Annotated in this window: 14 protein-coding genes and 1 tRNA gene; 4 read left to right on the top strand and 11 right to left on the bottom strand. The window is 32.0% G+C overall.

Annotation, left to right across the window (positions count from 1 at the left end; translation table 11 throughout):
• Positions 1–38: 38 nt before the first annotated feature.
• Positions 39–1,052 carry a sugar-binding transcriptional regulator gene (locus HMPREF3154_RS08855; protein ID WP_030061186.1) on the bottom strand — a complete coding sequence of 338 codons (1,014 nt, stop codon included), beginning with the start codon at positions 1,050–1,052 and terminating at the stop codon, positions 39–41.
• Positions 1,053–1,420: 368 nt separating this feature from the next.
• Here HMPREF3154_RS08855 and HMPREF3154_RS08850 point away from each other — a divergent pair, with 368 nt between their 5' ends.
• Positions 1,421–1,675 (top strand): hypothetical protein, encoded by a 255-nt coding sequence (locus HMPREF3154_RS08850; protein ID WP_070474674.1) that lies wholly within the window; start codon positions 1,421–1,423, stop codon positions 1,673–1,675.
• 50 nt (positions 1,676–1,725) lie between these two features.
• Here HMPREF3154_RS08850 and HMPREF3154_RS08845 read toward each other — a convergent pair whose 3' ends face one another.
• Positions 1,726–2,505: a hypothetical protein gene (locus HMPREF3154_RS08845; protein WP_030061182.1), complete on the bottom strand. Its 780-nt coding sequence runs from the start codon at positions 2,503–2,505 to the stop codon at positions 1,726–1,728.
• Positions 2,506–3,400: 895 nt separating this feature from the next.
• On the opposite strand from HMPREF3154_RS08845, the gene HMPREF3154_RS08840 reads away from it, so the two are divergent.
• The gene (locus HMPREF3154_RS08840; RefSeq protein ID WP_002433368.1) at positions 3,401–4,300 is read left to right on the top strand and encodes a TIGR01777 family oxidoreductase; all 900 of its coding nucleotides are present in this window, start codon (positions 3,401–3,403) and stop codon (positions 4,298–4,300) included.
• A gap of 31 nt (positions 4,301–4,331) precedes the next feature.
• Positions 4,332–4,514, top strand: coding sequence for a hypothetical protein (locus tag HMPREF3154_RS08835; protein ID WP_030061180.1), 183 nt, complete (start codon positions 4,332–4,334; stop codon positions 4,512–4,514).
• A 279-nt stretch (positions 4,515–4,793) separates the two neighbouring features.
• Here the strand turns inward: HMPREF3154_RS08835 and clpP are convergent, their stop codons facing one another.
• The gene (clpP, locus tag HMPREF3154_RS08830) at positions 4,794–5,381 is read right to left on the bottom strand and encodes an ATP-dependent Clp endopeptidase proteolytic subunit ClpP (protein ID WP_002433484.1); all 588 of its coding nucleotides are present in this window, start codon (positions 5,379–5,381) and stop codon (positions 4,794–4,796) included.
• A 189-nt stretch (positions 5,382–5,570) separates the two neighbouring features.
• On the opposite strand from clpP, the gene HMPREF3154_RS08825 reads away from it, so the two are divergent.
• A tRNA-Arg gene (locus tag HMPREF3154_RS08825) sits at positions 5,571–5,642 on the top strand.
• 178 nt (positions 5,643–5,820) lie between these two features.
• Here the strand turns inward: HMPREF3154_RS08825 and whiA are convergent.
• From whiA to hprK, 8 genes are all read right to left on the bottom strand, one after another.
• A complete protein-coding gene (whiA, locus tag HMPREF3154_RS08820; protein WP_002433095.1) occupies positions 5,821–6,765 on the bottom strand; it encodes a DNA-binding protein WhiA in 945 nt (314 codons plus the stop codon).
• Positions 6,766–6,890: 125 nt separating this feature from the next.
• Positions 6,891–7,886: a gluconeogenesis factor YvcK family protein gene (yvcK, locus tag HMPREF3154_RS08815; RefSeq protein WP_030061177.1), complete on the bottom strand. Its 996-nt coding sequence runs from the start codon at positions 7,884–7,886 to the stop codon at positions 6,891–6,893.
• A complete protein-coding gene (gene rapZ, locus HMPREF3154_RS08810) occupies positions 7,883–8,794 on the bottom strand; it encodes an RNase adapter RapZ (protein WP_002432991.1) in 912 nt (303 codons plus the stop codon). The genes yvcK and rapZ overlap by 4 nt, the downstream gene beginning before the upstream one ends.
• A gap of 169 nt (positions 8,795–8,963) precedes the next feature.
• A complete protein-coding gene (gene trxB / locus HMPREF3154_RS08805; protein WP_023350649.1) occupies positions 8,964–9,905 on the bottom strand; it encodes a thioredoxin-disulfide reductase in 942 nt (313 codons plus the stop codon).
• 64 nt (positions 9,906–9,969) lie between these two features.
• Positions 9,970–11,409, bottom strand: a complete 1,440-nt coding sequence (locus tag HMPREF3154_RS08800; RefSeq protein ID WP_023350650.1) for a tetratricopeptide repeat protein — start codon at positions 11,407–11,409, stop codon at positions 9,970–9,972.
• Positions 11,409–11,903: an acyltransferase gene (locus tag HMPREF3154_RS08795; protein WP_030061174.1), complete on the bottom strand. Its 495-nt coding sequence runs from the start codon at positions 11,901–11,903 to the stop codon at positions 11,409–11,411. Before HMPREF3154_RS08795 ends, HMPREF3154_RS08800 begins: the two co-directional genes overlap by 1 nt.
• An 8-nt stretch (positions 11,904–11,911) precedes the next feature.
• Entirely contained in the window at positions 11,912–12,748 is an 837-nt protein-coding gene (gene lgt / locus HMPREF3154_RS08790; RefSeq protein WP_030061172.1) for a prolipoprotein diacylglyceryl transferase, read from the bottom strand.
• Between the two features lie 6 nt (positions 12,749–12,754).
• Positions 12,755–13,687, bottom strand: coding sequence for an HPr(Ser) kinase/phosphatase (gene hprK / locus HMPREF3154_RS08785; RefSeq protein WP_037548404.1), 933 nt, complete (start codon positions 13,685–13,687; stop codon positions 12,755–12,757).
• Position 13,688: the final 1 nt, after the last annotated feature.

The following is a 13,688-nucleotide window of genomic DNA, read 5'->3' as shown; positions in this document are numbered from 1 at the left end:
TTAAAAATGATATTTAAAAAGTATTAAACTTTTTATTACTATTGTAAAATAACTTTCGCTGCAGTTTCGTCTGTGATTAATACAGTATTGTCTGGAGCAATAGAGAGATAAGCTTTAATTGCTTCTCCTTTAGATTGTCCACCTGCTACAGCAAAGATAAAATCTTTACTCTCAAGGTCTTCTAATTGTAGCCCAATCGTTTTAACTTTATGAACCACATTGCCTTGAGCATCAAAATAATATCCAAAAGCTTCTCCAACGGCTTGATGATGTTGAAGTTTATCAATCACTTCTTTTGGTGATTGACGTCGATGCGCCATCTTCAGCGCATCACCAATACCGTGAATTGTAACATTTGCTTGTTTAATTTTATCTAACGTATGAATCACTGATGGCTCTAACATCAAAGTGTCATATGTAGATTCACTCACATTATCTGGTACATACAATGTTGTGTAGTATCCACCAGCTTGTTGAGCCATACTAGAAGAAATAGTATTTGCTTGGTAGACCATATTTTCACCTAGTCCACCTCGAGCTGGAACAAAGAAAACATTAAATGGTAGTAAATGAATAGATTCACTTACGTATGCCATCGTGGATCCTCCAGTTACAGAAACAATTGCATCTTCATATAAAATACTTTCTAGTAACTGACCAGCCTGTCTTCCTATTTCTCTTTTAACTGTTTGATTCGAATCTGAATCACCTGGAATGACATGAACATCTTTAATGTTGAACTTTTCTTTAATCGCTCTAGCCATTCTGTGGTCATCACTATAAACATTGAAGTAATCACTGAGTTGCGATAACACTTCAGTACCTTCATGAGTGATTTCCATACCGGTTGATTTAACTTTAATTAATTCTTGCTTTTTCAACATGTCTGTTTCAGATCTTAAGACCCTTTCAGTCATGTCCATGTGTTCACTTAAACTTCTTCTACCCACTGGTTGGTTTTGAGAGATAGTAGTTAAAATCGAAAAACGTCGATACATCTTGTCAACAAGGTCAGGTATGAGCTTTTGCTGAACTTTTATTAAGTCTTTCACTACTACCTTCCTCCTTATATCTTTATAAAAAGGTAATCGAGGGGCTACTCACAACCATGGGTTGACTTTTTAAGTCCCACCTGGGACAAAAATTAACCTCTTTACACTTGCAATAGTACTATTGCGTATAATAAATTGCAAGCAAATTAACTCATATTTTTATTAATAATTATTAAAGTTGATAATAAAACGTTTACATCCTTGAAGTGTTCATTATGAGCTCCAAAAGGTTTAAATTATTGTTTTATTACCTTTACGAGATAATTTTACCCAAGCTATATTAAATATAATCATCTGTTTTAAATCCTTGATTAATTCAATTATAATTAAAATTGTTGACAAAGATTTTTCATGAAGAGGGATACAAAATGACAAATGAGAATAATAAAGATTCAAACGAAAAAGTAGAAGTGATAGACCCAAGCGATATGCGCTATAAAGATGATGAATATTTTAAATCAAATCAACATACCGATGAAGATTATCAATTTGAGGATGAAAGAATGATTAAGAAAACATATTCTTATGGATGTACACATACAGGTTGTGGATGTACTATAGGGTGTTTTTCAATCATGTTCATCTCCTTTTTATTATCTTGGTTAGTATATTGGTTATTCTAAATAATATATTAAAAGCCAACATCCTTATTAAAGGACGTTGGCTTAATTTTTTAATCTTCTTTTGAATTTTGTGAGCTATTATTAGATGAGCTTTGATTACTTGAACGTTCCTGAGTGCTACTGCTTTGATTACTAGATTGTTGAGTTTGACTCGTGTTTTTTTGAACAGATTGATTACTACTATTGCTAGTATTACTATTTGATTGCGATTGTTGTTTTCTATTATCCTGTTGAGAACTTGGTTGTTGTGAACTTGATTGTTGTGAACTAGGCTGTTGAGATGATGATTTCTCTTCTGAACTAGGTTGTTCTTGAGTTTTATTATCATTTTTACTTTCTGACTTAGACTGCTCAGTTGTCTTCTCATCTGTTTGTGCTTCTTGAGTTTGTTGTGATGAGCGTGGTTCTGCCTTTTGTTGTTTAGTTTTTTGCTTTTCTTGAGTGTTTCTTTGTTGAGTTGGTGTCTGTTGTGTCTTCTCAGATGTGCTTGGAGCTTGTTGTGTTGACTGCTTTGTTTGTTGTGTCTCTTGTGTTTGTTGTGTTTGACGCGTTTGTTGAGTCTGTTGTGTTTGTTGCGGAGCTTGTTGTGTTTTGTTTACTTTAGTATCTTTAGATTTGTCTTTGTCATTATCCTTATTTTTATCTTTGTCTTTATCTTGATCTTTATCTTTCTTGTCATCTTTCTTCTTATCATTTTGTTCAGTTTTATCACTGTTAAGACGCTCATTAGCTTTTTTAGAACTGTCTACAAAAGAGAATATTCCAAATGCTAAGCCAATTAATAAAAGTAATACTATGATGGTACTAATTATTTTTGCCAAACCACTCATTCCTTACTTACCTCTCTTTCAATTATTAGGAATTCATATATAATAAAATTTAAGTTTGTTTTTTATGCTCATTTTTACGATATTTATTGTTCAATAATTCATTTTGAAAATAAAAAACCTTCCTTATAACTATAGTTGAATGAAATATATAGTTATAATTCAACTTTATATAATGAACTAACTACTAGTTAAAAGCAGTTAATTATAATTTACTAAAAACTGTATGTTTTCATTTGCCTATTTTTTATATGATAACATCATACTCATAAGTAAACACTATATTTTTAATTTCTTAATCTAAACTTAACATGAATGGTACGTGATTAAATGTATGACTTTAATAATGAGAATTCACAAAATAAAAAATCTCACAATAATTTGAAATACATGATGATTAAAAATGATAATTATGAAGACAGTAAGTCAAATCATATTGCTGGATTTATAATCACATTATTAATTATAGCCCTCATTGTAATAATTAAATGGTTACTTGGGTAATAATATATTACATCAATCTAATAGATAATAACCTTAAATTAGACTAATCAAACAATTAAAGAGACTTTAAAATCTATTGAAATCATTTTCTGTAAAAAGTGATTTATGTATTTTAAAATATAAAAAAGGACCCATACGTTGCTCGCATGGATCCACTACTAAAGGGAGTCAAAATTTACCTTCGTTAGTATATTATGGGGTATACTCATACTAATTAAGAGATGTTTAATTAATTATCGAAGGTACAATTTCATTATAACTGAAATGTTTTAATTTTAAATGCAAATTCATAAAAGTATTTGACATCTTATTGGCTAAAAAATGTATAATTTTTGAATATTAATAATCACTATCAATAAGGTAAGCGCTTTTATTTTTAAAATGAGGTGAAATGATGAAACAATACTTAATTACTGGTGGAACTGGAATGGTAGGTTCACATTTAGTAAAGGAAATTAAAAAAACGGATGCACATATTACTATTTTAACCCGACAAGATAAAACATCTAATGAATCTAAAATTACTTACGTCAATTGGTCAAAAGAAGGCTGGCAAAATGACGTTCCTGATATAGATGTAGTTATCAATTTAGCAGGTGCAACGCTCAATAAACGCTGGACTAAATCACATAAACAAGTCATGATGGTTAGTCGTATTCAGTCTACACAAGCTTTATATGAGTTATTTGAAAGCCGTACTCAAAAACCAAAAGTTTTATTTAACGCGAGTGCTATGGGATATTATCCTCCTGATTTATATTATAGTTATACAGAATTATATCAAACTTTACCTTTTGATTTTCTATCAGATATTGTTTACCAATGGGAACGTTTCGCTAATAAATTTAAAGATTTCGGAACACGAGTAGTCTTAGGAAGATTTGGACTTATTCTCTCTGATACTGGTGGAGCGTTACAAACTATGGAATTACCGTACCGTTTTTATGTAGGTGGTAAATTAGGTTCAGGTCAACAATGGTATTCTTGGATTCACATAGATGATTTAATCAGAGGTATTATATTTACTATAGATAATAAAGATGCACACGGTCCTTTCAATTTAACAGCACCAATCCCTGAAAGACAAAACTTATTTGGATATACTTTAGCTAGAGCAATGCATAAACCTCATGAAACTTGGGCGCCAAAATTAGCAATGCGTTTAGTTCTTGGAGAAATGTCAACAGTTGTTTTAGACACTCAAAAGGTTTTACCAAATAAGTTACACGCACTTGGCTTTGAGTTTAAGTTTAACAATTTAAAGAATGCGTTAGATGATTTAGTTAAAGCCTAAGAAATTACAACGTACGAAGAAGGTTTATAAAATGAAAGACAATCAATTAACTTATATTTTGTTAATTATTGCTAGTATTTTATTAATATTGAATGGAATATTTGCATTTGATCACACAATTGCAATGATATTAATGTCATTACTCTTTACAATTGTAGGTTTAACATTATTCATTGTAGTTTTTCGATTACTTATAAAAGACAAGAAGCACTAAGCAATAAAATGATTAAGAGACATGATTTGTGATTTATAAACAAGTTGAACATGTTAACTCAACTTTTAATTTTCACAATATCGTTGTCTCTTTTTTTATAAGTATTGAATGTTGATTTTTTCCACCCACTCTAAGCAATTTTTTAATTGAAATATTTTTTAAGAAACCTATAACGAGAATACGCTTTGAGCTAAAACTACATAAAAAAACTGCCCACAAAGTTAGTAACTTTGTAGACAGTGTGACAGAAAATTAACTAAAAGATATTCTAGCTTTTAATTATTTACTTTCTGGCTCCATGACTTCATCGATTAAACCATATTCTTTTGCTTCTTCAGCAGTTAAGAAGTTATCACGATCAGTATCTTGTTGAATTTTCTCAATTGATTGACCTGTACGCTCAGCTAAAATACGATTTAATTTTTCACGAGTTTTTAAGATATGGTTTGCAGCAATTTCGATTTCAGTCGCTTGACCTTGTGCACCACCTAAAGGTTGGTGAATCATAACTTCAGCATTTGGTAATGCAAAACGTTTACCTTTAGCTCCTGCTGCTAATAAGAATGATCCCATAGATGCTGCCATACCAATACAAATTGTTTGAACATCTGGTTTAATATGTTGAATTGTATCGTAAATAGCAAAACCTGCTGTAACACTACCACCTGGTGAATTGATATATAAGTAGATGTCTTTTTCAGAGTCTTGAGCTTGTAAGAATAATAATTGAGATACAATTGAATTAGCTACATTATCATCAATTTGAGAACCTAACATGATAATACGGTCTTTTAATAAACGGGAATAAATATCATATGCGCGTTCACCACGATTTGTTGTTTCAATAACTGTAGGAATTAAATTCATCTATTTTTCCTCCTTTAATAACTGTTGAATTTTATTTTACCTTAAAAGTCAAAAATGGTCAAAATTTTGAACTTACTATTTAAAAATTCAGTTTGACGCTTAACTATAAGATTTGTAAACTAGAATTATCGTTTTCATTGTACTGTTATCACTATTATTAGTACAGAAAAATGTTTCTATCCTCATTTACCCCTCGTAGTGTAATGGATAACACATGAGATTCCGGTTCTTATAATAGAGGTTCAATTCCTCTCGAGGGGGCTTTTAACTTTAAATTACACACAATTTTTTTATTTAAAACGCTGTAATGACGGCGTTCTTTTTTGTCTTGTCTATTAATAAAACACGATATAAAACGTAGTTTCATGAAATTTTACATGACCCTGCTCTTCTAAACATAAATGAGGTATTTTTGAATTTATTTCAAAAATACCTATGCTTACATTTCGATTTGTTCTCCATTACGTATTTTATCTGCAAGTTCATTAAGTTTTCTTAGTCGATGGTTCATACCTGACTTAGATATTGGCCCAGTTGAAATCATTTCACCTAATTCTTTCAATGATATCTCTTGATGTTCAACTCGTAATTTAGCTACCTCTCTCAATCGGTCTGGTAAGTTATCCAAACCAATTTCTTGATCAATAAGTTGTATGCTCTCAACTTGTCTCATGGCTGCGCTCACTGTTTTATTTAGATTCGCTGTTTCACAGTTTACTAACCGATTCACAGAATTCCTCATATCTCTAACAATGCGCACATCTTCAAATTTCAGTAACGCTTGATAACCACCTATTAAACTAAGAAAATCCGAAATTTTTTCAGCCTCTTTTAGATAAGCAATACTACCTTTTTTACGTTCAAGATGCTTTGCATTTAATTCATAACTATTCATTAATTTAGTCAAACCTTCTGAGTGACTTTCATATTGCGAGAAGATTTCGAGATGATAAGAAGATGTTTCAGGATTATTTACTGAGCCACCAGCAAGAAAGGCTCCTCTTAAATAACTTCGTCTCATTTCGTCATCTTTAATCATGTCAGGATCAATTTCATGGGTAAAGATGCCCTCTTTAAGTATTCCAAGATCATTTAAGATTTCTTTCGCTAACATTTTTGTACGACAAATATAGATGTTGTTCTTTTTTAGTTTCATCTTTTTTCGAACCAATATTTCAACTTCTACATTAAAAATTCGTTTAATAAGAGAGTATATTCGTCGTGCTGTCGTTGCATTTTCAGTCTGTACGTTAATTACAAATTGTTGATTAGATAAACTAAGTGCGCCATTCATACGAATTAATGCACTGAGCTCTGCTTTAGCATTTGCTTCATCAACTTCAATACGTGTTAATTCATTTTTCATGTCTGATGCAAAGCTCATAGAATACTCATTCCTTCCTAAATCAACTCTATTTTGATCTATGTATGGTCGACATAGAGATTACATTACACTACTTTGATAAAACACACGTAAGCTATCATATCATAACAAATATTGCACTAACACTATTTATGTTTATCATTAGGGTTAAACTGAATTGTGCTTGTTAATTCTAGTGCAAGCTCATAAATCATACCTGATAAAATTTTAGTATTATGGCGTACGAAGTGTTCGTCAGAAATTTCAATTAAATTTGAAGCTGTTAAAACTCTTATACCTTTGTTTTTTAGCTCTTCTTTATGAACTTCTACTGGTTTTGAATTTTTTTCTTCATATTTACGTAAAACGTCTTTGCTATAATTTTCATTACTGCATATCACAAAGTCGATAAAATCTTCACCGACTTGTTGGCAAATTGCATCTATATGTTCTTTAACACCGTAATTATCTGTTTCTCCTGGTTGAGTCATTACGTTAGAAACATAAAGTTTTGGTGCATTAGAGCGAAGTAATGCTTCAGAAATCCCTTTAACACATAAATTAGAGATAACACTTGTATATAACGAACCAGGCCCAAGAACGATTAAATCTGCATGTTCTAGAGCCTCAACCGCTTCTTCCATAGGTTCAACATCCCCGGGTTCTAAAAAGACGCGATCTATTTTTTTATTTGTTTTAGGTATGTTGGTTTCTCCACGAACAATTTCTCCGTCTTCCATGACCGCATTCAATTGAACACTTGTGTTTGTTGATGGTATAACTTGCCCTTTGATATTGAGAACTTTACTAAGTTCTTTTATCGCATGACCGAAATCATTAGTTATACTTGTCATCCCTGCAATAACCAAATTCCCTAGTGAGTGGCCGTCGACTTTATTTTCATCAAAACGGTATTGAAAAAGTTGAGTTAACGTTGATTCTGAATCACTAAGCGCTGCGATAACATTACGTATATCACCTGGAGCAGGTATATCCATAACATCTCTAATCTTCCCTGTGCTTCCGCCGTTATCAGCGACAGTAACAATAGCAGTAATATCTATAGGGAATTCTCTTAATCCTCTTGCTAGAACAGATAAGCCTGTTCCTCCTCCGATAAGTACTACTTTCATTTGTTTCATTTTTTCTCTCCACTTTCAATATGAGCATCTCTGTGATGCACATAGACATTGTAATCAAAAACCTCATCAAGATATTCGCCTAAACGTTTTGCTAAAGCAACTGATCGGTGTTGACCGCCTGTACATCCTATAGCAATAACAAGCTGTGACTTTCCTTCTTTTTTATAACCTGGAATCATATACTTTAAGAGGTCTGTTAATTTATCAAAGAAAATCTCAGTTTCTTTCCATTTCATTACATAGTTATAGACCAGATCATCAAGACCAGTCAGCGGGCGTAGTTCTTCTACATAGTATGGATTTGGTAAAAATCTTACATCGAATACTAAATCAGCATCCATTTGAATCCCATGTTTGAAACCAAAACTGGTAACATTAATCGTAAACGTTTCAAAATTATCATCTAAATAAAATTTAGCGATCCGATGCTTTAATTCCTTAGGTTTTAATAGCGTCGTATCGATAACAAAGTTTGCAATGCTTCTAATTTCAGAAAGATGTTCTCTCTCCTCATTAATTGCTTCAATAAGAGAACGTTGTCCATTTTCATTCAATGGATGTGCTCTTCTTGATTCTTTATAACGAGAAATAAGTTTTTCTGTTTTAGCCTCTAAAAACATGACGTCTACGATAACATCATTACGACTTTTAATGATATCAATTTCTTTAATTAAAGATTTAAATAACTCCTTCCCTCTTAAATCAATGGCAATTGCCACCTTTTGTAAAGAAGGATTTCCTTGTTCCATGAGTTCTACAAATTTGGGTAATAAAACTGGTGGTAAATTATCTACGCAGAAGAACCCCATATCTTCAAGACTTTGTATCACTAGTGATTTACCCGCTCCTGACATGCCTGTAACAACTAATAATTCACTTTTAACAATTTCATTTTCGCTATTTTTCACTTTTTAAAGTCACCACCATTTAAGTTCTTCGCTCTTACTTCATATAATTAAATTAATCTTATCATACTAGTATATCTAAAGGAATCTTCTTTATTAATCAAAAAAGCTAGAACGATTGATAGCGACTACTTGTCGACATCAATGTCCTAGCTACATGTGATTGTGTAGATTAAGCTTCTAATTTATCTTTAAGCTCTGTGATATAATCTGCTGCACTTTGAGCTGCAATACTACCGTCTCCCGTTGCAGTTACAATTTGACGTAATCCTTTATCACGAACATCACCAGCTGCAAAGATTCCAGGGACATTCGTACTCATATCAGCTTTAGTGACAATATATCCTGTTTCATTTGTGATTCCTAAATTAGTAAATGGTGCTGTTAAAGGTTTCATTCCAATGTAAATGAAAACTCCATCAGCATCGTACGTTTCTTCCGAACCATCTTTAGTAGATTCTAAAGTTACTGATCCTACTTTGCCATCTTTTTCGTTGATTGTTTTTAAAGTATGACTCCAAATGAAATCAACTTTTTCATTTTTGAAAGCACGTTCTTGTAAAATATTCTGCGCACGTAATTCATCTCTTCTATGAACGATTGTTACTTTATCAGCGAATTTAGTTAAGAATGTTCCTTCTTCAACTGCTGAGTCGCCACCACCAATAACAAATAATCGTTTATTTTTAAAGAAGGCACCATCACACACAGCACAGTAACTTACACCACGTCCACCAAGTTCTTGTTCCCCAGGCACACCAATTTTTTTATATTCTGCACCAGTTGAGATAATCACTGCATGAGCCGTAATTTCTTTATTACCTAAGTTAATTACTTTGTAGTCACCTTTATCTTCTACAGATTTAATATCTCCATATTGATACTCTGCTCCAAATTTTTTCGCGTGTTCAAACATTTTCGTAGATAAATCTGGACCCGTAATCATTTCAAATCCTGGAAAGTTCTCTACCTCTTCAGTGTTGGCCATTTGACCACCTGGCATACCACGTTCAATCATAACTGTTTTTAAATTTGCACGAGATGCATAAACTGCTGCTGTCATACCGGCAGGACCTGCGCCGATAATGGCTACGTCAAAATCTACTTCAGTCATTTTTTAATGCCTCCTAGTTATTAATCATTATCGCATTATATACTATACCATTTATTTCTTAAATTTATATGCTCAAAATAAAAGCAATGGTTTTATCTAATTTATATCGTGTGACTTCAAAAGAATCAATAATTTGTTTTTTAGTCATAGCGTGATTGGTATATTTATAGTGCATATATACAAATGCAGCTAAATATCTGTCTACCTCTGCTAAATCAACTTTTTCAGAGATAATCGCTTCAGCTTGATCAATCCAGTCAATAAATAGTGAGGTATCGTTTTTAAAATAATCCATTTCATATAATTTCAACATACCTCTGTGAATAAAATCTAATTTATTTAATGTTAATCCTTGTACCAGATACGTTAGATATAATTTTTCATAATCATTCATTGATTCTAAGATTGACCAAATCTCTTCTGTCATAAGAATTTCTTTACCATTGAGTTGATTTAATAAAAAGATTCCATATAGTCTATAATGACTATCGTCATCCAATAATAGTGGAAGAATGCGTTGGTTAAAAACAGATTTACTTTCCTCAAGCACCCATGGCGCATAACCAACATCTACTTTAGATATCTGTAGTAATTTATTCCATAATTCTACACTTTCATCTTTATTTCCGAGGTAATAAAAATTAAAGCTCAATGCATTATACATTTGAATGGATAAAAACTTACCCTTTTTATATAGAGGATAAAGTAAATTTTGAGATGCTTGATACTGTTTTAAATAACTTAATACAATTCCTAGTTTAAAACTTTCATCATCATTCATAGGTACAACTTTGTTTAATATTTTAAGATACCTCTTATATTTCTCCATTTCATTTGTGTTATAAAGTAAAAGTGTATAATGACATAAGGCATGAACATCTGAATTATCTTCACTCAATAACGCTTCAAACATCTCTTTAGCTGTTTCATATTCACTTAAATAAAGATAGCACATCGCAAGCAGATTACGTATAACACGATGGGATTGAATATGCTCATCTTGACTTAGAATATATGCTCGCGCGTCATTCAGTCGTCCTTGTGAAAATAAAAATTGGAATAATAATTGTGTAGCAAATAATTGTGCTTCTAATTCAATTTTATGTTCACTTGTATAGGTCACTTCGAATGTCTTTTCTAGTACTTCTCTAAAGTCCTGATCATCTGTTAAAAGTACATAATTAATACCAAACAAGAATGCCTTGTTTGGTTCATTCAACTCTATATTTAATTGACTTAACTCATAGAAACTATCTGCAACATGAAAATCATTTACAATATTTTCGTAAAATATTTGCTCTGCTTTTCTACCTAAATTTATTTTCGTTAAACATTGTGCATAATGTAATTGAATATCATAATCTTCAGGTGACAATTCGAGCACTTTGCTATAGTAATTTGCTGCTTTATTATAATCTTGTTGTTGCCATTTTTGTATAGCCATTTTGCGGTAAAAAGTTTCGTCGAAAATCATTGGTATTATCTTATTGTCTTCACGTGCCATTAATTGTCACCTCCTCTATCAACTTTTATATGCATAGGATTACCAAATACAAAGCTATAATCAGGTATATCTTTAGTGATGACCGTACCAGCTCCGACTTTTACATGGTTTCCTATTCTAACTCCTGGTAAAATCGTTACATTCGCACCAATCAATGTATAATGCCCAATGGTGACTCTACCTTGTCGCCATTCATCAATAAGTACTTCATGCGTTAATATTGTTGTATTATAACCAATAACACTATTGTTGCCAACAGAAATTAACTCTGGATAAAACAAGTCAGGTAAAACTTTATATGCAAATGCTGTATTCTGACCTATAGCCATTTTTAAAAACTTGCGATAAATAGAGCGTTTTAGACGCATGCTTGGTATAAAACGAGAAATTTCAATAATAATAGTTTGTTTAAAAACCTTAGGAAATCTCACTATTTTATAAACTTGCCACAGAGGGTTTATGGAGAAACGTTTTTGTTTGTTTAATCGTCTCACCATACACACTACGCCCTTTTACCTGGCCATTGAAGTGGTCCAGAATTTTTAAAAGTTGAAGGTTGATACTTAACTCTTCTATATACAATAAGAATAATGCTAACAACGATAAGAATGACTGATACGAGTTGTGCAACTCTAATATGACTTGTAAGCATTAAACTATCAGTTCGCAGTCCTTCAACGAAGAATCGGCCAATTGAATACCAAATAAGATAAATAAAGAACGTTTCCCCTATTTTTAGATGTTTCCTCAAATTAATTAGAATTATAAAACCGAGAACATCCCACGCAGATTCATATAAAAATGTAGGATGATAATACTGACCATCGATATACATATTTCTAATGATAAAATCCGGTAAATGTAAGTGTTCTAAAAACGCCTTCGATACAGGTCCACCATGGGCTTCATGATTCATAAAATTACCCCATCTACCTATACCTTGAGCTAATATAATACCTGGCGCTACAATATCACCGATTTGTAACGGGTGTAGATTTTTAGACCTACATACGATAACACCTGTAATAAATCCACCAATTAAACCACCGTGGATTGCTATACCTCCATGCCATATCTTCGGTATTTCACCTGGATTTTGCATGTAATATGGCCATTGGAAAATCACGAAGTATAAACGTGCCACAATAAAACCAAATATAGCACTATAGAATATAATATCTATTAATGTATCTTTATGTAAGCCAACATTTTTTAGTGCAGCTTGTGCAATAAAATAACCCAGTAATATACCACATGCGATAATAATTCCATACCAACGAACATGTATAGGTCCAATACTAAAAGCAATTGGATCAATGTATCCTAGAGTTAAACCCATTTCGTACTACTCCTCACTTTTATGACTATTGCGAACGATTTCTTCATTTAAACGCTCACTAAACTCTTCAGCTGTATTAATTCCCATTATATTTAATCGATAATTCATCGCTGCAACTTCAATAATTACGGCAACATTTCGTCCAGGTCTTACAGGAATTGTTTTTTTAGTAATTTCAGTATCGAGGATTTTCAAAGTTTCCTCATTAAGTCCAACTCGATCATATAATTTATCTTTATTCCAATTCTCTAAATTAATATTTAAACGAATTTGTTTCTCAGTCAAAATAGACCCTGCACCAAATAGAGTCATAACATTAATAATTCCCAGTCCTCGAATCTCAAGTAAATGCTCAATCAATTTAGGTGGTTTGCCTATTAATTCGTCTTTAGTGATTTCTTTAATTTCAACATTATCATCAGCGACAAGTCTGTGACCACGTTTAACTAATTCTAATGCAGTCTCACTTTTACCTATACCTGAATCACCTGTAATTAATACACCTACTCCATAAACATCGACGAGTACTCCATGTAAAGATGTGGTTTTAGCTAATTCATGCTCTAAAAATGTAGTCAAACGACTCATCAAACTTGTCGTAGCATCTTTAGCAATAATAATAGGTGTATTTAGTTCTTTTGCTGCAGAAATTAATTCTTCAGGGGGCTCCAATCCTCGCGTCACAATAATTGCTGGAGTTTCAGGTCGACATAATTTTCTCATTCTTCCTTCTTTCTCATCATCAGGAAGTAGATTATAGAAAGATAGTTCAGTAGTTCCTAACAATTGAATTCTATCTGAAGCATAGTGAGAGAAATAGCCTGCCATTTCTAGACCAGGACGTGATATATCCGTATTTTTTATTGGTCTATTTAAGCCTTTTTCCCCAGCGATTAAATCTAGATTAAGTGTATTAACCAGTCTTTCTGTTGTTAACATG

This window comes from Staphylococcus sp. HMSC06C11 (assembly GCF_001808345.1).
Lineage (GTDB): Bacteria > Bacillota > Bacilli > Staphylococcales > Staphylococcaceae > Staphylococcus > Staphylococcus capitis.
The sequence above is the reverse complement of the archived record's forward strand: the minus strand, read 5'-3'. Positions and strand labels throughout refer to the sequence as shown.